The sequence below is a fragment of the Pseudofulvibacter geojedonensis genome (assembly GCF_042675745.1).
In the GTDB taxonomy this organism is placed as follows: Bacteria; Bacteroidota; Bacteroidia; order Flavobacteriales; family Flavobacteriaceae; genus Pseudofulvibacter; species Pseudofulvibacter geojedonensis.
On sequence record NZ_JBHTJM010000010.1, the window covers coordinates 53,478 to 78,957 of the forward strand.

General features: G+C 31.0%; 26 protein-coding genes. 9 read left to right on the top strand and 17 right to left on the bottom strand.

All coding sequences use genetic code 11. The annotated features are described in order from the left end of the window. Positions 1 to 44: 44 nt before the first annotated feature. On the bottom strand, positions 45 to 896 hold the full coding sequence (locus tag ACFQ1O_RS12130) for a glycosyltransferase family 2 protein (RefSeq protein WP_377716298.1): 852 nt from the start codon (positions 894 to 896) through the stop codon (positions 45 to 47). Between the two features lie 4 nt (positions 897 to 900). Next, a complete protein-coding gene (locus tag ACFQ1O_RS12135) occupies positions 901 to 1,425 on the bottom strand; it encodes a methyltransferase (protein WP_377716299.1) in 525 nt (174 codons plus the stop codon). Positions 1,426 to 1,531: 106 nt separating this feature from the next. On the opposite strand from ACFQ1O_RS12135, the gene ACFQ1O_RS12140 reads away from it, so the two are divergent. Then, on the top strand, positions 1,532 to 3,895 hold the full coding sequence (locus tag ACFQ1O_RS12140; RefSeq protein ID WP_377716300.1) for a GAF domain-containing protein: 2,364 nt from the start codon (positions 1,532 to 1,534) through the stop codon (positions 3,893 to 3,895). On the opposite strand, the gene ACFQ1O_RS12145 is transcribed toward ACFQ1O_RS12140, so the two are convergent. Further along, a complete protein-coding gene (locus ACFQ1O_RS12145) occupies positions 3,892 to 4,650 on the bottom strand; it encodes a DUF481 domain-containing protein (protein ID WP_377716301.1) in 759 nt (252 codons plus the stop codon). The two genes, ACFQ1O_RS12140 and ACFQ1O_RS12145, sit on opposite strands and share 4 nt — an antisense overlap. 195 nt (positions 4,651 to 4,845) lie before the next feature. Here ACFQ1O_RS12145 and ACFQ1O_RS12150 point away from each other — a divergent pair, with 195 nt between their 5' ends. Next, positions 4,846 to 5,271 (top strand): SRPBCC family protein, encoded by a 426-nt coding sequence (locus ACFQ1O_RS12150; RefSeq protein ID WP_377716302.1) that lies wholly within the window; start codon positions 4,846 to 4,848, stop codon positions 5,269 to 5,271. 30 nt (positions 5,272 to 5,301) lie between these two features. Here the strand turns inward: ACFQ1O_RS12150 and ACFQ1O_RS12155 are convergent, their stop codons facing one another. From ACFQ1O_RS12155 to ACFQ1O_RS12170, 4 genes are all read right to left on the bottom strand, one after another. Continuing rightward, positions 5,302 to 5,910 carry an arsenate-mycothiol transferase ArsC gene (locus ACFQ1O_RS12155; RefSeq protein WP_377716303.1) on the bottom strand — a complete coding sequence of 203 codons (609 nt, stop codon included), beginning with the start codon at positions 5,908 to 5,910 and terminating at the stop codon, positions 5,302 to 5,304. 73 nt (positions 5,911 to 5,983) lie between these two features. Further along, positions 5,984 to 6,433 carry a DUF6428 family protein gene (locus tag ACFQ1O_RS12160; protein ID WP_377716304.1) on the bottom strand — a complete coding sequence of 150 codons (450 nt, stop codon included), beginning with the start codon at positions 6,431 to 6,433 and terminating at the stop codon, positions 5,984 to 5,986. A gap of 71 nt (positions 6,434 to 6,504) precedes the next feature. Continuing rightward, on the bottom strand, positions 6,505 to 6,837 hold the full coding sequence (locus ACFQ1O_RS12165) for an ArsR/SmtB family transcription factor (protein ID WP_377716305.1): 333 nt from the start codon (positions 6,835 to 6,837) through the stop codon (positions 6,505 to 6,507). Between the two features lie 77 nt (positions 6,838 to 6,914). Then, positions 6,915 to 8,105 carry a Pycsar system effector family protein gene (locus ACFQ1O_RS12170; RefSeq protein WP_377716306.1) on the bottom strand — a complete coding sequence of 397 codons (1,191 nt, stop codon included), beginning with the start codon at positions 8,103 to 8,105 and terminating at the stop codon, positions 6,915 to 6,917. A gap of 43 nt (positions 8,106 to 8,148) precedes the next feature. Here ACFQ1O_RS12170 and ACFQ1O_RS12175 point away from each other — a divergent pair, with 43 nt between their 5' ends. From ACFQ1O_RS12175 to ACFQ1O_RS12195, 5 genes are all read left to right on the top strand, one after another. Next, positions 8,149 to 9,006, top strand: a complete 858-nt coding sequence (locus tag ACFQ1O_RS12175) for a hypothetical protein (RefSeq protein WP_377716307.1) — start codon at positions 8,149 to 8,151, stop codon at positions 9,004 to 9,006. 7 nt (positions 9,007 to 9,013) lie between these two features. After that, positions 9,014 to 12,682, top strand: a complete 3,669-nt coding sequence (locus ACFQ1O_RS12180; RefSeq protein WP_377716308.1) for a metallophosphoesterase — start codon at positions 9,014 to 9,016, stop codon at positions 12,680 to 12,682. A 40-nt stretch (positions 12,683 to 12,722) separates the two neighbouring features. After that, positions 12,723 to 13,553 carry an alpha/beta hydrolase gene (locus ACFQ1O_RS12185; RefSeq protein WP_377716309.1) on the top strand — a complete coding sequence of 277 codons (831 nt, stop codon included), beginning with the start codon at positions 12,723 to 12,725 and terminating at the stop codon, positions 13,551 to 13,553. A 155-nt stretch (positions 13,554 to 13,708) separates the two neighbouring features. Further along, complete coding sequence (locus ACFQ1O_RS12190; protein WP_377716310.1) at positions 13,709 to 14,656, top strand: YHYH protein; 948 nt, start codon at positions 13,709 to 13,711, stop codon at positions 14,654 to 14,656. Between the two features lie 9 nt (positions 14,657 to 14,665). After that, positions 14,666 to 15,232, top strand: a complete 567-nt coding sequence (locus ACFQ1O_RS12195) for a hypothetical protein (protein ID WP_377716311.1) — start codon at positions 14,666 to 14,668, stop codon at positions 15,230 to 15,232. 81 nt (positions 15,233 to 15,313) lie between these two features. On the opposite strand, the gene ACFQ1O_RS12200 is transcribed toward ACFQ1O_RS12195, so the two are convergent. The 6 genes from ACFQ1O_RS12200 to gcvP all read right to left on the bottom strand — a co-directional run bounded on the left by ACFQ1O_RS12200 (position 15,314) and on the right by gcvP (position 21,513). Then, positions 15,314 to 15,481 (bottom strand): cold-shock protein, encoded by a 168-nt coding sequence (locus ACFQ1O_RS12200; protein WP_377716874.1) that lies wholly within the window; start codon positions 15,479 to 15,481, stop codon positions 15,314 to 15,316. Between the two features lie 32 nt (positions 15,482 to 15,513). Then, positions 15,514 to 15,729: a hypothetical protein gene (locus ACFQ1O_RS12205; RefSeq protein WP_377716312.1), complete on the bottom strand. Its 216-nt coding sequence runs from the start codon at positions 15,727 to 15,729 to the stop codon at positions 15,514 to 15,516. Positions 15,730 to 16,048: 319 nt separating this feature from the next. After that, positions 16,049 to 16,243, bottom strand: coding sequence for a cold-shock protein (locus ACFQ1O_RS12210; protein WP_377716313.1), 195 nt, complete (start codon positions 16,241 to 16,243; stop codon positions 16,049 to 16,051). Between the two features lie 345 nt (positions 16,244 to 16,588). Then, positions 16,589 to 17,374: a pyrroline-5-carboxylate reductase gene (gene proC, locus ACFQ1O_RS12215; RefSeq protein ID WP_377716314.1), complete on the bottom strand. Its 786-nt coding sequence runs from the start codon at positions 17,372 to 17,374 to the stop codon at positions 16,589 to 16,591. A gap of 71 nt (positions 17,375 to 17,445) precedes the next feature. Then, positions 17,446 to 18,507: a 3-oxoacyl-ACP synthase III family protein gene (locus ACFQ1O_RS12220; protein WP_377716315.1), complete on the bottom strand. Its 1,062-nt coding sequence runs from the start codon at positions 18,505 to 18,507 to the stop codon at positions 17,446 to 17,448. Positions 18,508 to 18,663: 156 nt separating this feature from the next. Next, positions 18,664 to 21,513, bottom strand: coding sequence for an aminomethyl-transferring glycine dehydrogenase (gene gcvP, locus ACFQ1O_RS12225; protein WP_377716316.1), 2,850 nt, complete (start codon positions 21,511 to 21,513; stop codon positions 18,664 to 18,666). A gap of 574 nt (positions 21,514 to 22,087) precedes the next feature. Between gcvP and ACFQ1O_RS12230 the strand changes: the two genes are divergently transcribed. Further along, the gene (locus tag ACFQ1O_RS12230; protein WP_377716317.1) at positions 22,088 to 22,549 is read left to right on the top strand and encodes a hypothetical protein; all 462 of its coding nucleotides are present in this window, start codon (positions 22,088 to 22,090) and stop codon (positions 22,547 to 22,549) included. Here the strand turns inward: ACFQ1O_RS12230 and ACFQ1O_RS12235 are convergent. Further along, positions 22,538 to 22,801, bottom strand: coding sequence for a hypothetical protein (locus tag ACFQ1O_RS12235; RefSeq protein ID WP_377716318.1), 264 nt, complete (start codon positions 22,799 to 22,801; stop codon positions 22,538 to 22,540). The genes ACFQ1O_RS12230 and ACFQ1O_RS12235 overlap by 12 nt on opposite strands. A 44-nt stretch (positions 22,802 to 22,845) precedes the next feature. Further along, complete coding sequence (locus tag ACFQ1O_RS12240) at positions 22,846 to 23,400, bottom strand: sigma-70 family RNA polymerase sigma factor (RefSeq protein WP_377716319.1); 555 nt, start codon at positions 23,398 to 23,400, stop codon at positions 22,846 to 22,848. Positions 23,401 to 23,482: 82 nt separating this feature from the next. On the opposite strand from ACFQ1O_RS12240, the gene ACFQ1O_RS12245 reads away from it, so the two are divergent. After that, a complete protein-coding gene (locus ACFQ1O_RS12245) occupies positions 23,483 to 24,106 on the top strand; it encodes a hypothetical protein (RefSeq protein WP_377716320.1) in 624 nt (207 codons plus the stop codon). Here ACFQ1O_RS12245 and ACFQ1O_RS12250 read toward each other — a convergent pair. Together ACFQ1O_RS12250 and ACFQ1O_RS12255 are read right to left on the bottom strand one after the other, a co-directional pair. Beyond that, on the bottom strand, positions 24,103 to 24,630 hold the full coding sequence (locus ACFQ1O_RS12250; protein WP_377716321.1) for a hypothetical protein: 528 nt from the start codon (positions 24,628 to 24,630) through the stop codon (positions 24,103 to 24,105). The two genes, ACFQ1O_RS12245 and ACFQ1O_RS12250, sit on opposite strands and share 4 nt — an antisense overlap. 144 nt (positions 24,631 to 24,774) lie before the next feature. Next, positions 24,775 to 25,338, bottom strand: a complete 564-nt coding sequence (locus ACFQ1O_RS12255; protein WP_377716322.1) for a YqjF family protein — start codon at positions 25,336 to 25,338, stop codon at positions 24,775 to 24,777. Positions 25,339 to 25,480: the final 142 nt, after the last annotated feature.

The following is a 25,480-nucleotide window of genomic DNA, read 5'->3' on the forward strand; positions in this document are numbered from 1 at the left end:
GTAATTTTTACGGGGAGTGAATCTTAAAGATAGGGAAAAATGAATTAAAGACCTAGTTTGTGTTTAATACCTCGCCATCGCAAACGGCGAATAAAGCGTTCTTCTTGTTGAGATACTAGTTTTTCTGTTCGAGATTTTTCAGCTTTAAAAAAGCCTTTTAAGTAGTCAAAAAATAAGAAGGGTTTCTTTTTAAGTAGCGCTAATTTTATACCAGCAATGCAGGTTAAAGTAAAACCATAACCCAGTTTGTAAAAAGCTTCACCTTGCTTATATCGGGCTGTTTTATTGTATGTTTTACCTGTTGGTTTTAGGTGTTTTACTTTTAAAGACTCATCTGTTTTTATCTTCCAGTCATAGTATTGAGCCAATAACTCATCAACAGTATCCCAACCCATCGAGGTTTTTAATTGCCCAATATCTTTAAAACATTGTTTGCGGTAAGCTTTAAATGCTCCTCTAATATGATCTTTGTTAGTTAGGTTTTCTAAAACCCATTTACCATCTTTTTCTATGTAAGCAAATCCGCCAACCATTCCAATTTTATCATCTAATTGAAAGTGATTGATAAGTGTTTCAAAGTAGTTGTTAGGTAGAATAATGTCTGCATCTAGCTTGACGATAAAGTCAAAATCGTCATCTAATTTTTTCAAACCTTTATTGAATGCTTGAATAACTTTACTACCCGGTAAGTGTTGGTTAGTTGAAAGGTTATTAACTAAACTTATAAAAGAATGTTTTTCTACATAACCACCAATAATATTAGCGGTGTTATCTGTAGAATTATCGTTTACCACGATTACTTGTTTAGGTAATACTGTTTGAGATAAAATGCTATCTAGTGTCGAGCTAATGTACTTAGCTTCATTATGGGCAGGTATGACAATGTAGTAGTTCAAATAACTATTTTACTTTTTCTGCATACACCAAATAGTATCTAGGCGTAAACTTTCTTAACAAAGGTCTGATACCAATTTTATTAACCGGATTGGTAAACTTTTCACGTTTAATGATTTTCCAACCAGCCTTTTCTAATAACCAATCAAATTGCCAGTCTTCAAACTCATGGTAATGTCTATCCCATTTGTCGGTTTTACTTCTGTATGCAGGAGCAAACCATAAACGCATAGGTATAGAGGCAACTAATTTATCGCTTTTTAAGTTTCTAAGAATCTCTAAAGGAGCTAGTAAATGTTCAAAAATTTCAAAAGCAGTGGTTACTGTATACTCTTCAGATTTTAGTGTAGAATGATCTAAATCTAAATCTTCTCCATTAGTGTTTTTAACTTCATACCCTCGTTCTTTCATAATCTTAGAGAAAGGATTTTCGACACCTAAATCTAAAATAGTTTCTTTTTTAGAAATTAAACTTTCTAAAAACTCAATAGTATGTTTATAACGTTTATTAGGAAAAGTATTTTCGTACATGAAATCAAAAATACTTTATTTCCTAATAACTTAGAAAATATTTAGGTTTTTATTAGAAAACCGACTCATTATAAATCAGTATTTTTACTAAAGCAAAACAAGGGATATGGATATTACTAAAAAGCATGTTTTACCATTTGAGGTTAGTTTAAGTTTTAAACTATTAGAGAAGCATTATGTAGAGCGATATCAAAAAGAGAATAATGTTATAGTAAAAAGGCATTTAGATAGTATTTTAGAATGTTTTAAGGATAATCCTGAGCTTTCTCATGGGGTTACTCAATCTTCTGAATTGGAAAAATTAAGAGAACCTATAGATTTTTTATTAGGTGATTTATTCCCACAAGCCCTTACGCTTAATGAAATTAAAGCTGCTACGGCACCGTTTCAATCACAGTATTTTTATAGATCGCAAAGATTTGAAAATATTATTATGGCTGCTGGTGAAGATTTTGAATTTCAATTGGTGAATTTTACAGAAGATGAGATGTATGTTATGTCTTGTTCCTATATCTTGGCAAGTCAGTATGGAGTAAACACTAATTACCAAAAACCACTTTATTATACGATACCTGATCAATCAGGAAATAAGAAAACTTATCGATTAACGATGAATGCTGATTTTATCAGTATGGAGCCAAAGCCTGAATTTAAGGAGATTACCCAGGAAGATATAGATTTATTGCTTCAGGGATTTGAAAATATTGATTTGTGGAAAGAAAAATTTCCACCCAACTCCTGGAACTTACAAGGGTTTATTTTAATGACTTTGTCGGATGTAACAGTAGATGCTGTTGTTTCCGATTTAAAATCCGATATGTTAAACCATTCAATTAGTTATGATAATTTTGAGGAGTTTCAAGATAATTTTAGGCGTTTTTTTAATAATACAGAAATAAGTATTGGTTTTTCTCAATACGATGCTGATATAGATAGTTTTGTAGCACCACCCGGAAAACCAGCCACGAGTTTTTTATTAGGTGATAAAGTTGAGATGAGTTGTAAGTCAAGTTTTTGTGAGTGTTCTTATGATAAAGTTATAAAGCAAAAAAAATATTTTACAGTATCTAATATAGATGCTGTTTTAGAAGAAGGAGAAAATTTTATTTTAAGTCAGTTACAAAAACAAGGGTTTAAAAGCTGTATTATAGCTCCAATAATAATTAATGATGAATTAGTAGCTACTTTAGAAATAGTTTCTCCAAACAAGAATGATTTAACTTCTATAAATGCAAACAGGTTAGATATAATTATGCCCTATTTAACTGCTACAGCAGAAAGGTCTATACAAGAGTCTGAAAATTACATTAAGGCAATTATTCAAAACGAATGCACATCTATTCACCCAACAGTTTTATGGAAATTTGAAGAAGAGGCAAGAAAATATATGGAAGCTACTTTGGTTGACAATAAAACAGATGTAGCTTTTAACGACATGGTTTTTAATCATGTTTATCCGCTTTTTGGTCAGATTGATATTATTGGTTCTTCTATAGTTAGAAATCAAGCAATACAGGAAGACTTTATAGAACAGCTAAAAATGGTGAAAGCTATTTTTAAGAAGGCTTATAAGGTGGAAAAATTAGCTTTTTATGAGCAAGTAATATTGCGTATTGATAATTTTATTACTGAATTTTCATCAGATTTTAATGCTACCAGCGAAGAGCAATTGCTTCATTTTTTAAAGAATGAAGTTAATCCTATTATGCCTCATATAGAAAAGTTATCTACTGAATTAAAAGCGAGTGTGGATGCTTATGAAAACGTTATTGATCAAGAAATAGGGATTGTTTATAATAAGCGTAAGGAATATGAAAATACCGTTCAGTTTTTAAATACTCATTCTGCTGCGTTATTGGACGAAAAGCAGAAGGAAGCGCAAGCAATTTTTCCACATTTCTTTGAACGTTTTAAAACTGATGGTGTAGAACACAATATGTACATTGGTCAATCTTTAGTTAAAAATAAAACTTACAATAAGGTTTATTTAAACAATCTAAGGTTATGGCAGTTAACCACTATGTGTGAAATGGAACGATCATTTTATGAAGTGCAAAAAGGAAGGTCTTTACAATTAGATTGTGCTTCTTTAGTTTTAGTATTTGGTAATAGCTTATCAATTAGTTTTAGAGTAGACGAAAAGAAATTTGATGTAGATGGAGCTTATAATGCACGTTATGAAATTGTAAAAAAACGTATAGATAAAGCTCATATAAAAGGAACAAATGAGCGAATTACCCAAAAAAGAAAATTAGTTATTGTATACTCTCAAAAGAAAGATGAATTAGAGTATTTACGTTACATTCAATATTTACAGCGTAAAGGATATTTAGAAGAAGGAGAAGAACTGGTTCAGTTAGAAGATTTACAAGGAGTAGTTGGCTTAAAAGCCATTCGTGTAAATATTAAATACCAAACTAAAGAACAAAAAATAACCTACGACGACTTAGTCAAAGAATTAAAAAGTTAATTAAATGTATAAGTTAGTCCGTTGCTCAATTTGTATTGTTCTTTTGGAACCCCTAATGCAGGTTTGATATCAAATAGGTAAGTAAAGTGTATTTTAAAGGCTAAGTTTTTAAAAATAGTAAGAGCTATTGAAGTGTCGTTAGATATTCTATAGTCTGAAAAACTTTTGTATAAAGGTTGGTAGTAGGTTGTGCTAACAATAGCAATATTTTCTTTAGGGAAGAGACTAAATGAAATATAGCTACTATTTCTGAAATCCCTATTGAAAGTATGTTCTAAATCGTTTTCTATTTCTTCGTATTCATACATAGATAAAATACCAGTATAGAATAAGTAGTTTTTAGATGTATAAACTGTTAATCTAGGCCCAGTACCTATTAAGCCTCTAAAGTCTATAGCAGATATTTCGTCATATTGAGATTGAATAAAAATTTCCCAAGCAAATTTAGGTTTGAACTTATAATTATATCTTAAATGCTGCGTACCTTTACTTACTAACTTTTCATTATTTACTTCTTTAAAGTCAATATCGTTAACAAACAGCACTAGATTTTTTTCAAACAGATATTGAACGTGTGTTCTATTCTTTAGGTTGAATATATGATTCCTATTTTTAGTAAGATCTATTGCTAAACTAGTATATCCTGACCATTTAGAGCTGTCACCAACACGCCTTAAAGATTCTACATTGACAATTTGAGAAAATGATAGATTAATAACAAATACGATAAATAGTAAGCACAGTTTTAGTTTCATGACTTTTTAAGTAAAACGGCCACAAAAATAAGTTTTATTTTGTAAGTTGTTATTTAATTAAAAAGTGGTTGTGCTTGAGTTAGTATTAGATTTTTTTGGGAGGTTTTTTATTGAGATTCTATTCGAAGGAATTATAGTTGGAACGTATAAGTTTTTAAAGAAGCTGTTTAATAAATTATTTAATAGGAAAGTAAAATGAAAGATGTTATTGTTCAACAAGAGTTTTTGGTGTCAGGTCATAGTTTATGGGATGCTATAACAAATCATGAAAAAATGATTCAGTGGTTTTTTATCAATATTCCAGATTTTATACCAGAGAATGGTTTTTGTACAGAGTTCTTAATAGAAAATGAAGGAAGACGATTTACTCATGTATGGAAGATAGAAGAGGTTGTTCCGAATAAAAAAATAGTGTATAACTGGACCTATAAAGAATATACAGGAGAAGGAAAAGTGTTTTTTGAAATAGAAGAAACTGATGAGGGAAGTAGGTTAGTTTTAACTAATAAATGGGTAGGAGAGTTTCCACAAGATATTCCAGAGTTTTCTAGAGAAAGTTGTTTGGGAGGTTGGCAGTATTTTATAAATGGAAATTTAAAGGAGTTTCTAGATAAAAATTAACCCTAGATATAGTACCTAGGGTTTTGTTGTTTAGTTCACTTTTGAAAATACATATAATAACTCTGTAGCTATCTGTGTACTTCGTTCTAAATATTTTTCTGCTTGTTGAGGTGTGTTGTCAAAAACTTTCGGATCTTCAAAAGTAACAGGAATGCGTTTTTCTGCACCAGGAACAAAAGGGCAACCTACGTCTGCAGATGAACAAGTCATGATGGCTGCAAAATTTGAATTAGGATTAAAACGATGATCAAGTTTTTTAGAAAACCCAACTATAGGGTGTTTTGTATCATCATACTTAATGCTATAAACTGGGTTTTCACCATTAGCTATAATTTCTATTTCAAAACCTGTATTAATTAGTGTTTTCGCTACCATAGGAAACATTGCGGTAGCTTCTGTTCCTCCAGAGTAACTAAATACATTCTTAATATTGAAATGATGTGCCATTACTTGAGCCCATATCTGAGATAAATGACTTCTTCTGGAATTATGGGTGCAAATAAAGTTGAGAGAAATGTCTTCATTTTTACTAACTTTTGATTTAATGAAGTCAATTAAAGGAAGTAAAACTTTTTTCCGTTCTTCAGAAACTGTTTGTGTATCTAAAGTATTTATAAATGATGATATTTTTGAATACATATTTAATTATTGTATGATATGATAATTTGAGACGATGTAACAATTACTTAGTAAAGCTAAATTACACTACTGTTTAACAGCACCCACTATTTGGAAGACATTCACCAATCTTAACTTTTGGTTTCTCAATAGGAATTCCGCAGTTGTCCTTAGCTAAACAATCTGTATGTAAATTAGTAAGTAAGAAGTTTTTTCCGTTAAAACTTAATCCATATTTTCCAATAGTTTCACTTTGATATTCAACTTCAATTTCTAAATCATCTAACCCTAAAGTTTTTTCAGATAGTTCAATTATATGAACAAGTTTTTCAGGATGCAGTCTATGATCGTAATCATTAGCATTCCAAAGTTGAAAGTTAATAACATCTTCTTTTCTTACTGTTCCGCCACAATCAATAAAATGTTTAGATATTTTACCCACTTCTGTTACATGAAAATGATTTGGAACTAAGCTTCCGTCTGGCAATTCAAAAGCAATAGTTTCTAAATTGCTTAAATGTTTTTTTATTTCAGATAATCTCATTTATTTAGATTTTAAAATTAATAATTGTTTTAAATAATTTTTTAACGCCTCCAATCTGTCCATATATGTTTTTAACAAGGTTCTTTGGTGTATGTTAAGTCTTGATTTAAAAATATTGACATGGTCTTTTTCATAACTTTCCAATTATCAGTATCTATACAATAGCAAACACTGGTTCCGTTTATAGTACCTTTTATAAGTCCAATATTTTTTAATTCTTTTAAATGCTGTGAAATAGTTGGTTGAGCCAAACCTATTTCATTAACTAAATCGCCACAAACACAAGAGTTTAATTTAAAAAGGTGTTCAATTATAGCTACTCTAGCTGGATGTCCAATCACTTTTGCAAATGCAGCTAATTGATTTTGTTCTGTTTTGAATATTTCGGATTTAGTAATTCCCATATTTTTTGTATTTGTATATTGCAATATTACGATTAATTGTTTTAGGAATAAAATTTAGAAGTTTTTTTAACATAAATTTATTGTGTCCTCATTATAAATGCTACGAAAAATGAAACTACAGAAACTACAATTCCAATAGTGAAAATGGTATAAGTTGTACGTAATAATTTATATTTTTTATTTAAAACTAAGCCTAAAAAATACAAATCTTTTATCATGGAGTTGTATAGGTAATCTTTGTCTTTCATGACTTCTTTCATTCCCCAACTAAATTCGTTTAATGACATTTGATGAAAATTACCAAAAAATAAAAGGTTCACTTTTTTGTTTTCAACATCATCTTTAGTGAATTGTCCTTCGGTTACCTTTGGTCGGGTTGATTGAATAGCAAATATGATTGATACAACACTGAATCCAATTAAAATTACGGTCGGAATAATTAAGTGTGAGTTTGATGGATTATCTAATCTAGGAACTAAATTACTTAATGCTATAGATATAAGTATTGCGTTTACAGAAAGTAAGATGTTGGCTTTGGTATCTGCGATTTGACTTAGTTTGTTGTGATTTCTTAAGGTTACTCTAAACATTGTTTCAACCCCTTTTTCAGGCAACTCTGCTTTTCGATCTTTTTCTTTTTGCGTTTTCTTTTTTTGTTTATCAGCCTTTCTTTCTTTTTCTAGTTTTTTTACAGTTTTAAAAATATCTAACAAGTTAGATTGTTTTCGTTCTTGCCAATTTTCTATAGCATAGTTAGTGTAGAATTGGTGTCCGGTTAAAAATTTAATATTACCTTTTTTCCAATCTAAATCAGAATAATCTGCAGCACCTGTTAATCTTAATTCTTCTTTTAATAATTCACTAGTTTGGTTAAAACTTTTAGAAGACAGATGAGAGCAGTCTGCATCTTTTATAATACGTTCAAGCTTGCTTGAAGGTTTGGTACCCATTTTAGTAGATAAGATGAGCTTTTCTACAACAGAGAAATCTTCTTTAGAAATACGATCGCCTAAAAATTTTTTAGCAATAACAACTCCTGACTCTTCATGATTTTTAGGCCCTTTCACAAATCCAGTATCATGAAACCAAGCCGCAATATTTAGTAATAAAGCTTCTTTTTCGGTAACATTTTCACCTTTTATTAGTTCTTGAAGTTTTTCAATAACACGTAAAGTATGTGGGAAATTATGATAGATAATATGTGGAGGTAACTCTTCTTGCAATAGGTTAAACACATATTCTTTTATATCTTTGAGTAAGTTGTCCATAAACAAAATAATTAGGACTAATTTATAAAATAAAAAGCACATAGTGAAGCTAACATATTTTTCTATTTTCTTCTTTTTTTTATCAATATTATCTTGTGGTAGTAAGAAATCAGACACAATTAAAGTAATAGCCGATTTGCCTAAAAGTTTAAAAGAATCTTCTGGTATTGAAAACTTGAACGGGGCAGATAATTTCTGGATGATTAATGACTCTGGTAATGATAATGAGTTATTTGAAGTTACCCCAAAAGGAAAGATAAAAAGAGTAGTTGAGGTGGTAAATACTAGAAATAAAGATTGGGAGGACTTGGCTAGTAACGGGAGCGACCAATTATTTATTGGAGATTTTGGAAATAATAATAACAAGCGCAAAGATTTAGCTATTTACTGGGTGAATATCAATCAGATTCAAAATAATAAAGTAATTGCAATTAAAACCAGTTTTTATTTTCAAGACCAGGAAAAGTTTCCCCCTAAAAAAAAAGATAGGAATTTTGATGTAGAGGCCTTTGTTTATAAAGAGGGGTACTTCTACTTATTCACAAAAAATAGAAGTTCGAAATTTGACGGAACTACTAAATTATATAAACTATTAGCTCAAGAAGGTAAGCAAAAAGCTATTTTAATAGATACTTTCGTTACTTGCCAAGATCAATCAGATTGTTTAATTACTTCGGCGGTATTGTCTAAAGATAAGAATGAATTGGTTCTATTAACTCATAACAAGTTATTTAAATTTAGTGATTTTAAAGGAGGTAACTTCTTTGATGGAGTAATAAAAGAGATTTCATTGCATCATAAATCTCAAAAAGAAGCTATTTGTTTTAAAAATGGAGAGTTGTTTATTACAGATGAAGCAACTAAAACAGAAGGTGGAAAATTATATAAAGTACTGAATTAAATTCAATATGAAAAAACTAATCATACTACTAATTGTCCTATTGGCTTCTTGTACTACGTTTAAAGAGCAGGTAGATAAACAGGCTAATCAGCAGCTAACTAATTCTAAAAGTGAACTATCTCATCGTTTTTATTTGGTAGGAGATGCGGGGAATGCCTCTTTAAATGAAAGTACGTTACCATTACTATCCTTACAAAAACATTTGCAAAACGCACCTGAAAACTCTTCGGTGATATTTCTAGGAGATAATGTATATCAACACGGAATACCTAAAAAGGACTCAGAAGGATATGAGTTAGCTAAACACAGATTACAGACTCAGATTGAATCTGTACAGGGATTTAGAGGGCGAACAATTTTTATACCGGGAAACCATGATTATCATAGTAACGGAATTAAAGGACTAAAAAGACAAGAAAAGTTAGTAGAGGATGCTTTAGGTAAAGGTAGTTTTTTACCAGAAAATGGATGCCCAATAGAGCGAGTTAAAATTTCTGATGAGGTTGTTTTAATAATTGTAGACTCACAATGGTACTTAGAGAATTGGGATAAAAATCCAACTATGAACGACGATTGTGATATTAAAACAAGAAGGGACTTTTTCTTAGAATTTGAGTCGCTTATAAAAAAGAATAGAACTAAAACAACTGTAGTGGCTATCCATCATCCGTTATTTACAGATGGAGCACACGGAGGTAATTTTTCAGCTAAACAACACATTTCGCCCAATAATCGTTTTCCATTACCGATATTAGGGACAATCGCGAATTTCGTTAGAAAAACAGGAGGAGTATCTTCTCAAGATGTCCAAAATAAAAATTATCGTTTTTTAATCAATCGATTAAATACAATTGCCCAAGAATCAGATAGAGTCATATTTACTTCAGGTCACGAACATAGTCTTCAGTACATAGAGAAAAATAATGTTGTACAAATTGTATCAGGATCTGGTAGTAAAGTTTCTGGAGTAAAAAGATCTCCACAAAGTCAGTTTGCTTCTGCTGTATTAGGTTATGTGGTGTTAGATGTTTTTAAAGACGGAACTACACAAGCTAGGTATATACAAACTAACGAGAATGAAGATAAGGAAGTATTTACTAAAGAAATATATGCCGCTTATACTAATAAAAGCATTCCTAGTTACGATGAAGTAAAAAATAGCCTTCAAAAGGCAACTGTTTATGAGCCAGAAACAACTCAAAAAAGTAATTTTTATAAGAACTTATGGGGAGAGCATTATCGGGAAGCATATGGTACACTTGTTGATGCACCTGTAGCTAATTTAGATACTTTGTTCGGAGGTTTGACTCCAGTTAAGAGAGGAGGAGGAAATCAGTCGGTTTCACTTCGTTTGGTTGACAAGCTAGGAAGACAGTGGGTAATGCGTGCATTAAAGAAAAATGCCGTTCAGTTTTTACAGATAAACGCTTATCAACAAAAATATATTAAAGAAGATTTAAAAGGAACGTTTGTAGAATCGTTTATAGAAGATGTATACACAACCACTCATCCGTATGCATCGTTTATTATGCCAACTTTGTCTCAAGCAGTTGAGGTATATCATACCAAACCTATATTGTTTTATGTTCCGAAGCAAAACGCACTAGGAGTTTATAACGAAGATTACGGTGATGCTTTGTATATGATAGAAGAACATGTTGGAGACTCACAAACTAAGAGAGAAAATTTTGGTAAGCCTGATGATATTATTAGTTCGTTAGATTTATTTGAGAAATTGCATAAAAGTCCAAAACACCAAGTCGATGAAAAAGCTTTTATAAGAGCCAGATTATTTGACATGGTTTTAGGAGATTGGGATAGGCACCAAGATCAATGGCGTTGGAGTAAATTTGAGGGAGATGATGAGCATACTTATAAGCCAATACCTAGAGATAGGGATCAGGTGTTTTCTAATTACGATGGAGCTTTACTAAGAGTGGTAACTAGATTGTTACCTACTATTAGAAAAATGCAAACCTATAAATCTGAGATTAGAAATTTAAGGTGGCACAATACCAACGGAAGACCTGTTGATATGAAACTGATAAAGTCTTTAAATAAAGAAGATTGGTTAGAACAAGCTCGTTTTATAAAAGAAAACTTGACAGATGAGGTGATAGAAAAAGCATTTAGTCAGTTTCCAGAATCTGTTCAAAATAAGAACGTAGCCAATGCTAAAGATGTATTGAAACAACGTAGAAACTCGGTAGAAAAAATAGCTTCAGATTATTATGCTATTGTTAATAGAGCAGTGGTATTAACAGCTAGTGATAAAGATGATGATATAAGAATTACTAGAATGACAGGAGGAAAAACCAAGGTTGAGTTTTATTATAAAGGTAAATTGAATTTTGAACGTGTTTATGATAAAGAGGTAACTAAAGAAATTTGGTTGTATGCCCTAGATGGAGAAGATAAAATCAATGTTTCTGGAGAAGGAGATAACCATATCAGATTAAAGATTGTTGGCGGGCAAAACAATGACTCTTTTGTGGTAGAGAATGGTAAGGCAGTAGTAATATACGATTATAAGTCTAAGAAAAATGATGTGAGCCAAGCTAAAAAAGCTAGAGTTCGTTTAATAGATGAATATAATACCAATACCTATAATTACTTCAAGAGAAAAGAAGTAGTAAACCAGTTGTTGCCTAATTTTGGAGTAAATAAAGATGAAGGTGTTTTTATAGGAGTGAATAATACATTGACCTTTAAAAATTTGCGTCAGAACCCTTTTTCACATAAACATAATCTAAAGGCTAATTACTTTATTTCTAATAACGGTTATGATTTAGCTTATCTGGGTGAATATGCTAATGTTTTTAACAGAATGAATGTGCAATTAAGCCTGAACTATACTAGTCCTAACTTTGCAACTAACTTCTTTGGAATGGGAAACGAAACAGTTAATCTAGAAGAAGATTTTGACTTAGCATATAACCGAGTTAAATTGGCTCAGTTTAAAACTAATTTAGGATTAGTCAAACACGGAATACAAGGAAGTAAAATGAGTTTATTGTTTACTTATGAGAGTAATAGGGTAGATGATACTCCTAACCGATTTATCGGAAGTTTTGCTGGAGCAGGAAGTACCATTTTTGATAGAAAAGATTTTGTTGGTGGAGAGTTTAATTATCAGTTTAAGAATTATAATGATCCAACTTATCCAACTATGGGAATGAACTTTGAGTTTCAAACAGGATGGAAAATTAATGCGGACGATAATAAGCAAAGCTTTGGTTATTTAGTGCCGGCTTTTAGCTTTATACACAAATTGTCTAATAACGAACGTTGGGTATTGGCCAATAAAACCAAAGCTCATCTTATGTTAGGTAGTAAGACTTTTGAGTTTTATCAAGGAGCAACTATAGGGGCTCAAGATGGACTGAGAGGGTATCGTTTTCAACGATTTACAGGGAATACTGCTTTTTATAATAATACCGACATCCGTTTTAATTTTAGAAAGTTTAAATCAGGTTTTGCACCATTGAATTTAGGATTCTATTCTGGATTTGATGTAGGTAGAGTATGGCTGCAAAGTGAAGGTTCAGATAAATGGCATAACTCTATAGGTGGAGGTTTATGGTTGAAAATAGCAGAAATGGCTACTGCTCAGTTAGGTGTATTTAACTCTACAGAAGACACTCGTATTTCGTTTGGTTTAGGGTTTGGAATATAAGTCTACTATCCAAATATCAATTCAATAAATTTTAATAAGTATGAAATATAAAATATTAACTCTAACATTACTTTTAATAGCTAATTGTTTGTTTGGACAGTTGACGCCCAAAAAGATTAAAGAAGTTGATTTTTCGATAGGTAAGTCAGTTGAAATAGAGTCTCAATTATTAAAAGAGTCAAGGGCGATAAATGTTTATTTGCCAAGTAGTTATTCTCAAGATAAATTAAAATCTTATCCAGTAATTTATTTACTAGATGGTTCTAAAGATGAAGATTTTATTCATATTGCTGGAATAGTTCAGTTTGGTTCTTTTTCTTGGATAAAAATGCTTCCTGAGTCTATTGTTGTAGGTATTGGAAATGTAGATAGAAAAAGAGATTTTACCTATCCATCTCAAAATAAGTTAGATCAAAAAGAATTTCCAACCTCAGGAAAGTCTGGAGACTTTATAAATTTTATAGAGAAGGAATTGCAGCCATTCATTAATACTAATTACAGAACAAGTCAGGAGAGAACTATTATTGGGCAATCATTAGGCGGGTTGTTAGCAACGGAGATTTTATTCAAAAAGCCAGAACTTTTTGATAATTATATCATTGTGAGCCCTAGCTTATGGTGGGATGATGAAAAATTACTAGACTTTGAGCAGAAAAGATATGATTCTAGAAAATCGATTTATATAGCAGGAGGAAAAGAAGGAGAGGTAATGGAGCGAATAGCAAAAGAGTTATATAAAAAACTAAAAGAAAATGAAAAAGGGAATGCAGAGGTGTTTTATGAGTTTTTAGAAGATAAAACACATGGAGATGCGTTACATGTGGCCGTTTATAATGCGTTTGATAAGATGTTTAAGTTAAAACTACAATAGTCTAAACTATTTAATGTAAATGAGTAGTTTGAAGATAAAACTGGACAAACGCAAGTATCTTTTATATTTATAATTTTATCAAAATTAGGTTTTTAGAATTAAACCCTTTTCTAAAATCATAGTCTTAATATTTGTAAACTCAAAAAAACTAGACTATGATAAGAAAAAGATTGGCTTTAATGCTGTTATCGGGAATAGGTTTGTTAATCTCTTGTTCAGATAGTGACGATTCAACTAATAATTCGATTAATTGTACTTCAAATATAACTCTAGATACTTCTAGGGGGGCTTGTAATGAAACTCTTAATACAACACCTACATTTAGCAACACAGTAAATGGAAATACTAGAACCATTACTGCAAATAATATCCCTAATCATATGGTTGGTTTGTTTGGAGGAGGGCAAGGTTCTTTAAATCCAAATGCTATCTCAGCACAATCAAGTAATTATACCATGACAGTTAACCCTACAGTAGCTAGTAGTTTAACTCCATTATTAGGTTCTAACGGGCCAGATTACTCATTTGGAGTATTGTTAAATGGAATTGAATTAGATCCTATAGCGGCAGAACCATGGCCTCATCAAGGAATCATGAACCCTAATGTTAATTGGGAATGGAACCTAGAAGCGCTTAATGTTCAAATAGGATTAGATTGTAATAGTGCTCATGTACAACCAACAGGGAAATATCATTACCATGGAAAACCAACATTATATTTAGATGGTTTAAATGTTAACACATCTGCTATGACTTTAATAGGGTACGCAGCAGATGGTTTTCCTATATATTATAAATATGCTTATTCTAATGCAGGAGATAATACTTCTACTGTAGTAGAAATGACTTCTAGTTATCAATTAAAAACGGGAACAAGACCAGGAGACGGTGTAACTGCTCCTTGCGATGTTTACACAGGTGTGTACTCTAACGATTATGAATATGTTAATGGATTAGGGACTTTAGATGAAGCAAATGGTAGAACAGGGGTTACACCAGAGTATCCTGCGGGCACTTACTATTATGTTATGACGGATGACTTTCCTAGTATACCTCGTTATTTCAGAGGAACACCTAATAATAGTTTTGCTTTAGGAGGGTAATATAAGTTTATGAGACAAATAGTTATAGTTGTTATATTGAGTCTTATCTCTACGTTAAGTTGGGGACATGAGCCGAATGAAGCTTATTTTGTTATCAAAAATTCAAGAAACAGTATTGAAGTAGAAGCTGAATTTCCTTGGACTATTAGGAATGCATTATTGAAGTATGATAAGAGCTTGGAAAATGCGACTACTAAAGAAGCTTTTGAAGAAGTGCTTTTTTCTTATGTAAAAGAAAAATTAGTTTTTTTTGATCATGAAAAGAATCAGTTAAAACTTTTAAGCATAAAAGAATTACCTAGAACAGGACATGGTCATGGAAGTAGGTTTTTAATTGCTTATCAAGAAGGCAATTATCAGAAAGTTAAGAATGAGTTGATGTTTGATTTGTATGATAACCAGCAAAATCATCATGAACTCATAACTTCAGAAAGCATAACTAAAAATTATTCAACTACTAAAAACAATCCTATATTTGAATTAAAGGTTAAGTCTAATAAAGGGTTGATTTGGGGAATAATAGGTGCGACCTTATTTGTTGGATTTATAATAATAATTGTTAGAAAAACTTTATGATACAAATAGTAAAAAAAAAAGACAAACTGATAATTAAGTCATTACATAAAGAATCTAAATAAGGTTGTTGATAGATTTATTTTAAATACAGACACGAACCTTTGCTGCGTTTAACTCTTTTAAATCTTTTTTAATGAAAAAGGAAACTTTATCATTAACTTTTAGTGTTTCTATAGTTTCTGATTCATGAGCAAATATTTGATTGTTTGATTCATTGTCTTTAATAAAACCATAACCTTTTTTTTTGATTGTAAAATTTTAATACTCCAAATTTCATAGTGTTATATATTTATATGATTTAATCTATTAGCTTCTTTGCTTTCGCGTTCAGTTTGTGTAAGTGTTCTGTTTTTAGGAGCTATCTCCCAGTTTATTTCAAGTCCTTTATTGATAGTGTCTTTTTTAGACAAACGTTTTTCATCTTTTATTTTTCTTTTTAAAGCCTTCTCTTTTTCTCTTTGCTTTTTGTTATAAGTAACTTGTGATTTTGAAGCCATTGTTTAGGTAGTTTAATTAGTTAATAAACGTGTACATGTAATGACTAAACTAGCGTCATATTTCTAAACTAGTTAGTAATTAACATATTAAATTCTCTTTTAAAGAGAATGTGCGGGTAAACTATTTTATAATATTCTGGTTAGAATATTTAACAGTGTAATTTGAGGGTTTTGCTTTAGAATTAAGCAAACATGTAGGGAAGTCTTAATTTATCACTTATATCTTTTTATATAAAGTAATAACGAGATTGTAAGACTTAAAAACTAAAGTAATAAATGTGTGTTATAAAACATTTATTACTTTAGTTATATAGAAAGATTATGCTAGTACTTCTACATTAACAGCGTTTAATCCTTTACGTCCTTCTTCAGTAGTAAACTGAACTTTATCGTCTTCTCTTATTTCGTCAATTAAACCAGAGTTATGAACGAAGATATCTTCTCCTGTTTCTGATGATTTAATAAATCCGAATCCTTTTGAGTTGTTGAAAAATTTTACTGTACCTTCTTGCATCTTTTTTAAATTTTAAAAGTTATTATATGTTTTTGTTTAAGAAGAACTACTATATCAATTATTTATGGATTTAAAATAAATACCAAAAACAATTAAAATGTTTTCTAAACGATTAAAAAAATAAAGTACTGATGAAATAAAAAGGAAAGAAGAGGTGAACTCTTAAAAAACTAACTTACTAAATACTACCTTAAAATTATAAAGGTGTTCTACTTGAACAGTGCAAACATAAGTCTTTTATTTTTAAATAAGCTATTTTTTTGAGTTTATTTCAAAAAAATAGCTTATTTGTTAAAAAGTATTCAATTTTATGTGTTAAGACAACTGTTGTATGTTAATAATAAACTACTTTGAAATACTATCGTAAGAAGTTTTAATTCCCTTTATAAGAGCAGAACTAAAACCTTGGTGTTCCATTTCGTTTAATCCGGCAATGGTACATCCTTTAGGGGTAGTTACTTTATCTATTTCTGCTTCTGGATGATTGCCTTTTTGTAATAACAATTCGCTAGCTCCTTTAACGGTTTGAGTAGCTATCTTAGTAGCAGTTTGTGCATCAAAGCCTATTTCTATTCCTCCTTGGATCATACCTCTAATAAAACGTAAAACATAAGCAATACCACAAGCACCTAAAACAGTTGCAGCATCCATAAGTGATTCGTTTATTTGAATAGTTTCACCTAAAGAATTGAATATGTTAGCAACAACGGTAATATCTTCATCAGAAGTATTTCCATTACTAGCTAAACAAGTTATAGATTCAGTAACAGCAGAAGCGGTGTTAGGCATTGCTCTAACTACTGCTGGTTGATTCGTTAGATTGTTTTCAATTTCTGCAATAGTAAAGTCACTTACTACAGAAACAATAATTTTGTCATCAGAAATATTTTCATCTATTTCCTGAAGGATTTCAGCAATTTTATAGGGTTTTACAGCAATAATAACAACTGCAGCGTTAGCAGTTGCTTCAAGGTTATTGTTAGATACCTTGATGCCTTGATCTTTAAGATCGGCTAAACGTTCAATACGGTTTCTCGTTATGGTAATAGTTGAAGCATTAAAGTTGTTAGCTAACAATCCTTGAGCTATAGATTTACCTAAATTACCACCACCTATTATTGCTATGTTCATTTTTGATGTGTTGTAAATATTATGCAAAGAAACAGTATTTTACATTAAAGTCTATTGAGTCAATAGTTTTTTTAATATTGATAAGTAATCGCATTAATATTCATTCCTGCTCCTACACTGGCAAATAGAATCACATCTCCTTTCTTTAACTCTTGATTATCTAATTTATTAGTTAAAACTAAATCTAACAAAGTGGGTACTGTGGCTACAGAACTGTTACCTAGCTTATGAATACTCATAGGCATAACATGCTCAGGTATTTCTGTTTTATACAATCTATAAAAGCGTTTTAAAATGGCTTCATCCATTTTTTCATTTGCCTGATGGATAAATATTTTTTTTAAGTCTTTTATAGATTTACCACTTTTGTCTAAACACTCTTTCATAGCTTTGGGTACGTTTGTAAGGGCAAACTCATATATTTTTCGACCATCCATTTTAATATATCTGGTGTCTGGACATAACTCTGTGTTATACGATTTTCCAAAACGTAAAAAATGAGCTTCATCATAGGTGAAACTAGCTGTTTCATGAGATAAAATACCATCGTTTTCGTCTTCAGAAACCTCTAAAACAGTTGCCCCAGCTCCGTCAGAATAAATCATAGAGTCTCTGTCGTGTTTGTCTACTACTCTAGATAAAGCTTCAGTACCAATAACTAAACATTTTTTAGCCATTCCTGCTTTCATAAATGCTTGTGCTTGAATAGTTCCTTCTATCCACCCAGGACATCCAAATAATACATCATAAGCAACACACTTAGGGTTTTTAATTTGTAAGTTGTGTTTTATTCTAGCAGCTACACTGGGTACAGTATCACTTTGAATAGTGCCATGTTTAACATCTCCAAAGTTATGGGCAACAATAATATAATCTAATTCTTCTGGATCTATGTTGGCATTTTCAATAGCTCTTTCCGCTGCGAAGAATCCAAGATCTGAAGTGTTTAAGTGATTAGAAGCATAACGTCTTTCTCCAATTCCGGTAATACTTTTAAATTTTTCAATAATTACAGTGTTGTCATGTTTAAAATGAGAACCATCATTGTTTAAAAAGGTGTGCTGCTCAAAATCGGCATTTGTTTCAATACTCTCTGGTATATAACTTCCAGTTCCTGTTATTTTAATTGCCATAGGACGTAGTTGGTTTTAATTAAGGTCTTACGAATCTAGTTAATTAAAATGTAGAAAACTATCACTATATATAAAATAATGAAATAGAGAGATATATGAAAGAAAAAGCCTCACTTAATAAAAGAGAGGCTTTTTTAAAGATATTTTATAATTTTATTATGCTTCTGCGTAAGCTTCAATTGGAGCACAAGAGCATATTAAATTTCTATCTCCATAAGCATCATCTACTCTTCGTACCGATGGCCAGAATTTATTTTCTGCTATGTACTCTAAAGGGAACGCTGCTTGCTTTCTAGAATATGGTAAATTCCATTCGTCTGCCGTTAGCATTTCTTGAGTATGAGGAGCATTTTTTAATGGGTTGTTAGGGTTGTCTGCACTAGCTTCTTCTATTTCTTTTCTAATAGAAATTAAAGCTTCACAAAAACGATCTAATTCTGCAATACTCTCAGACTCTGTAGGCTCTACCATAATCGTTCCTGCAACTGGGAAAGAAACAGTAGGGGCATGGAATCCGTAATCCATTAAACGTTTAGCAATATCACTTACCTCAATACCATTTTGTTTAAATTCTCTACAATCTAAAATCATTTCGTGAGCTGCACGCCCCATAACTCCAGAATATAAAGTAGTGAAGTGACCCGATAAACGTTCTTTGATATAGTTAGCGTTTAATATGGCGTTTTTAGTAGAGTTAGTTAGTCCTTCAGTTCCTAACATAGTAATGTAACCATAAGAAATTAAGCAAGCTAAAGCAGAACCCCAAGGAGCTGCAGAAATAGCTGTAATTGCTTTTTCTCCTCCAGTAGCTACTACTGGGTTAGTTGGTAAGAAAGGAACTAATTGTGGAGCAACACATATTGGTCCAACACCAGGTCCACCGCCACCGTGAGGGATTGCAAATGTTTTGTGTAAATTTAAGTGGCAAACATCAGCTCCAATAGTAGCAGGGTTTGTTAACCCTACTTGAGCATTCATGTTAGCACCATCCATATAAACTTGACCACCATTTTGGTGAATGATGTCTGTAATTTCGCAAATTGCTTTTTCAAAAACTCCGTGAGTAGATGGATAAGTAACCATTAAAGCAGATAAGTTTTCTTTGTGTAATTCTGCTTTTTCTCTTAAGTCTTCGACATCTATATTTCCTCTTTCATCTGTTTTGGTTACTACTACTTTCATACCGGCCATTACTGCCGATGCTGGGTTAGTACCGTGAGCAGAAGAAGGAATTAAACAAATATTTCTGTTAAAATCTCCTCTAGATTCGTGGTATGCTCTAATAACCATTAATCCAGCTAACTCACCTTGAGCACCTGAGTTTGGTTGTAATGAAGTACCCGCAAAACCAGTTACTACATTTAATTGGTGCTCTAAGTTGTTTAACACTTCTTGGTATCCTTGAGCTTGATCTAAAGGAACAAATGGGTGAATATTACCCCACTGTGGGTTACTTAAAGGTAGCATTTCTGAAGCTGCATTTAGCTTCATGGTACAAGATCCTAAAGAAATCATAGAGTGATTTAAAGCTAAATCTTTACGCTCTAATTTCTTAATGTAACGCATCATATCTGTTTCTGAGCGATATGAGTTAAATACTTCATTGTCTAAGAAAGAAGTAGAACGTTGAACATTAGTAGGAATAGTTGTAGTAGCTTCAATGCCACTAACTGTTATTTCTTGTAAGTTTAATGCTTCAGTAAATACCTTAATGATAGCATTAATATCGTTTAAGCTAACAGTTTCATTTAAGGATATAGATAAATTATTGTCATCTATATAATTAAAGTTGATTTGCTTCGCTTCTGCAACCGCTTTTATTTTTTGAGTTTCAACTTCTAGTTGAATAGTATCGAAAAACCCTTCATTAGTTTGTTTGATGCCTAAGTTGGTTAAGGCATTTGCCAAAGTAACAGTAGAAGCGTGTACTTTATTTGCAATATATCTTAAACCATCTTTTCCGTGGTAAACTGCGTACATACCAGCCATTACTGCCAATAATACCTGAGCAGTACAAATATTAGAAGTAGCTTTTTCACGTTTAATGTGTTGCTCTCTAGTTTGTAAAGCCATACGTAAAGCTCTACCACCATCCATATCTTGAGTAACACCTATGATACGACCAGGAATACTTCTTTTGTACTTTTCTTTAGTAGCAAAGTAACCAGCGTGAGGGCCACCGTAACCTAACGGAATTCCGAAACGTTGTGTAGTACCAACAACTACATCTGCACCAAATTCACCAGGAGCTTGTAATTTTACTAATGACAAAATATCTGCAGCAACAGCTACTTTTATATTATTTGCGTTAGCATTTTCTACAAATGATGCATAGTCATAAACTTGTCCGTATTTACCAGGGTATTGTAAGATGGCACCGAAGAATTCTTCAGAAAAATCAAATTCTTGGTGATTTCCAATTACTAATTCAATTCCAATAGGAATAGCTCTAGTTTGTAAAACTGATAAAGTTTGAGGTAAAATTTCTTCAGAAACAAAGAACTTATTTACATTCGCTTTTTTCTGAGCTCTTTCTCTAACATCAAATAACAATGCCATTGCTTCTGCAGCAGCAGTACCTTCGTCTAATAAAGAAGCGTTGGCCAATTCCATACCTGTTAAATCTACTACCATAGTTTGGTAGTTTAACAGAGCTTCTAGTCTACCTTGAGCTATCTCTGCTTGATAAGGAGTATAAGCAGTGTACCAACCTGGGTTTTCTAAAATATTACGCTGAATAACACTAGGTACAATAGCTTCATGGTATCCTAAACCAATATAGCTTTTAAAAACTTTGTTTTTATTACCTAATTCTTGAATATGATTTAAGTACTCGTACTCACTTAAAGCAGGAGCCAAATCTAAATCATTTTTCAATCTAATATCGTCAGGAATGGTCTCGTAAATCAATTGATCAATAGAATCTAAACCAATTGTTTCTAACATTTTTTGTTGTTCCTTTTCATTAGGACCAATATGACGTAATGCAAATAAATCTGTACGCATCTTTTAAGAGGTTATATTGTGTTGTGTTTTTTATGGCTGCAAAAATACGGATAAAATATAGATATGGTTGTTATAAAAATGCGTTTTATTAACTAAAATTGTTAATAGTAAACGCTTGAGGCGAAATATGTTAGGTTTGGATACAAAAAAGAGTTGAAAAAGGAAAAATCTAACAGTTTGAAAGTATTATTTTTACAGAGTGAAAGTTTTTAAAAGAATATTCGATTTTATTATTGAGTCTAGTATATGGGTTGCATTATCTGTAACATCACTAACATATATAACTTTTAAGGAATTGTCATTAAACCCTAGTGTTACGATACTACTGTTGGTTTTTTCATCAACAATTTTTGGGTACAACTTTGTCAAGTTTTTTGAAAAAGGACAATTAAGAGAAGTTAGTTTTTTAGCCATAAAGAAACAGTTTCTTGTATTAACTAATAAAAAGAAGGCAAACTTGTTATTTAGTTTAGTTTGTTTGCTGATAAGTGTTTATAGTTTTTTGCAATTGAGGCTCAATACCCAATTGTTTTTGATATTACCTTCATTACTTACATACTTTTATACAAATCCGATGAATACTAAAACGCTAAGGTCTATTAGTGGGTTGAAGATATTTATTATTGCTATTTGCTGGGTTTTAATAATTGTAGGAATACCAATTGTTGAGGCTGAGGTAATTATGACGGCTGATATTTATATTAAATCTTTACAAATATTCTTTTTCGTAATAGCTATTACTTTACCTTTTGAAATACGAGATATGGATACAGATCCAAGTTTTTTAGCTACCATACCACAGAAGATAGGAGTGAAGAATACCAAGTTGCTTGGTCTGATACTTTTAATTAGTTTTTTATTACTTGAGTTTTTTAAAGATGAATTACTAGAACAAAACTTACTTGTATTACCTTTAGTATTTGTAATTAGTGTATTAGCCGTTCTTCTATCTAAAGAAAAACAATCTAAATATTATGCTAGTTTTTGGGTGGAAGGTATACCTATTTTATGGTTTTTGTTGATATTATTTATTTAACTCTTTTTCAAAAGCTTGTTTTAAATCTTGTTTTTTTTCAGAATCCATACAGTCTACTTCTTTTTTAGTAATTAGATCTGTGAGTTGTCTGTTTTGTTTAACATATGCTCTGGTTATGTTACAATAAATAAGTCGAAGGTTTAACCTAAAACGCTCCCACCAAGAAGATTCACTGTATTGTGATTTGTCGCAAATATGTTTTGCCTCTTCACAATCTATAAAAAGTTTTGTAGATTTTGCTTCCATATTCATTCCCACCAATGCGTTTGATTTGTTAATGCTAACATGTTTCTTTACTATTTATACCAACTATCTTTTAAGCAATCTGCCAAAGAAGTTCTTGCTCTATGAATGATTACCCAAAGATTAGACGGTGTAATGCCATATTCATTACAAATAGCTTCAGTGTCAAACTCTTGAATAGTTTTCATCTTAAAGATATTTGCTTGTTTTTGGGGTAATTTTTCTAAACAATTATGAATTGCTAAACCAAGTTCTTTGTTTTCAATATCACCTTCTGCATTTTTGTCAAAAGGATCTGCTACTCTTTCTTCTAACCAATCACCTTCAGATTCATCGTCTTTGTAATTAATTCTAATTTCGGCTTTTCCTTTATTCGAGTTTATTTTTCTGTAATGATCAATTATTTTTCTTTTTAAAATAGAAATTAGCCAAGTTCTTTCTGACGCATCACCTTTAAAGTTAGTGGCAGATTTAAGTCCTGCAAAAAAAGTTTCTTGAACCAAATCTTGTGCAATTTCTCTATCACTAACTCTAGTAATAGTGTAATTGAATAAATAATCAGCATATTTATCAATCCATAAATTTGGATTCAATTCGTGTTTTGGCATATTGGATTTTATAAGCAATCCAAATGTAATAAAAATATAAGTTATTTAGCTAGTTTTGCAAACGAATAAAAGTCTAGTAGTTATGAAGTTCATTATTTCTTTTTGTTTGTTAATTGTTTCAAATACAATTTTAGGAAATCACATATTCAAAAGTGAGGTTTTATCTACTCCTGAGGCAGTTAGTATTAAACGCCAAAATCCAATGACAAGCCCTACAAGCAATGATGTGGTTGTATTTAGAGTTACGTTTAATGAAAATGTGGTTAATGTAAATGCGACAGATTTTGAATTATCTGGGAATGCGTCTATTTCAGCATCAATTATTAATGTTACTGGTTCTGGAACTACGTATGATTTAACTGTTGTGGGTATAGCTGATGCTACTGGAGAGTTGAATTTGGATTTTAGTGCAACTCAAAATATTGAAGATACCTCTGGGAATGTTTTTGCGGGTATTGTTAATTTAGAAGAAAGTTATATTATAGATAATAATTTATCAGTAACCAATACGGATTTAGCAGAATCGGGTAAATTGTTATTTAGCGAAGGTAAGTTTACTTATGAAGCTGCTAAAAATATTTATGTATATAATCTATTAGGTCAACAAATATCTAATAATAATTTAGGTGTAGGACTTTATATAGTTAAAATAGTATTAGAGAATAATAAGCAATTGTCAGTAAAAAGGCTAGTAAATAGTATTTAAGCTGAAGAGACTTTCACGCTTAAATTCCTCTTTATTCCTTTAAGTAAATGCCTTTGAAATAAATAAACAATAAACCTAAATGGTAAGTGCATTATTTTTCCTATAGTGCCATTGAGTTTGTAATTACTAGAAAGTACTAGTTTTATTTCGTTCTTATTATTTAAGATTTCATATCCGCCAGTTAAAATTTGAAATGGACCTTTTTGTAAGTTCAGGATATGTGCAACTCTAAAGTTTTTAGTTGGACTGAATTTAAAACGGTATTTTTTATGAAGTTCCCATTCTAGAATAGTTTGTCGAAATTGAGCTTTATTTGAAAAAGATGCCACTCTATAACCGCCAATTCCTTCTTTTATTACTTGTGCAGATAACGGTTTTGGTATTCCTAATAGTTTGAAAAGCTTCGGAAAATTGAAATCAGCAACCATAACATTAGTTATTTCTTTCCATATGGATTCTTTGTCAGATTCTAAGTAAATAGAGTTGGAAATGTGCTTAGTTAGATAGCCTTTTATGAAACTCATATCAGTTAATTTTCTTTTTATTTTCCACAGATATTTTTGAGCCTTTTGCCAAGATTACTGAAGTAGGCTTTTGAGAGTTTAAAAAATTAAAACTAGGACCGTAATTTAATTGAAAATCAACATCAATTTCATAGTTAAGAACTTTTAATTGTTCCATCTAGGGTGTTTTACTTCATATTCAAAAGTTTGGTCTTTATGTTTAGTATAACCAAAATAGTGTTCGCATATAAACTCCTCTTCTGTATTAGCTAAAATAGGTGATAACTCATTTGAAGTTTTGATATTAATATGTTGCCATTTATTATTCATTTCCCAGGAATAATTAAAAGAAAAGGAAGAGTCCGTTTCTTTTATTACGTGTTTCATAGGAACCGTTTGGTAATGTTCTTTGTAAACGGTGTTAGCTATCAAAGTTAAAGCAGATTTGGGTACTAACTCTTTTATAGAAACCACACCTCGTTTCCATTCATTCCCTTCTTTACACTTTACATAAAAACGTAAGTTAACTTCTTCAAAGTTTCTGTGAAAGGGAATAGGTAAACCTAAGAGTTTGGTGTTGTTGAATAGAAAACCAACTAAACTAACATAACATGTGTTGTTGTAAAAGTCTAATTCTGTTCCTTTAGGAATATAAGGTTTCAATATCTCAGGATCAATAGCATAATTTATTAATGCTAAATTATTCCAGTTGGCGGTTAAAAAGCTCATTGTTTAGATTTTTTTTGCAAACCATTTGTTATTAGAAAGATAATTAATGATGGTATAGTTCCCCACATAAAAGTATAGATGGTTAAATAGTATATTAAAGAATTCCATAATAATGCTAAAATTATTGTAACCACAATAACTA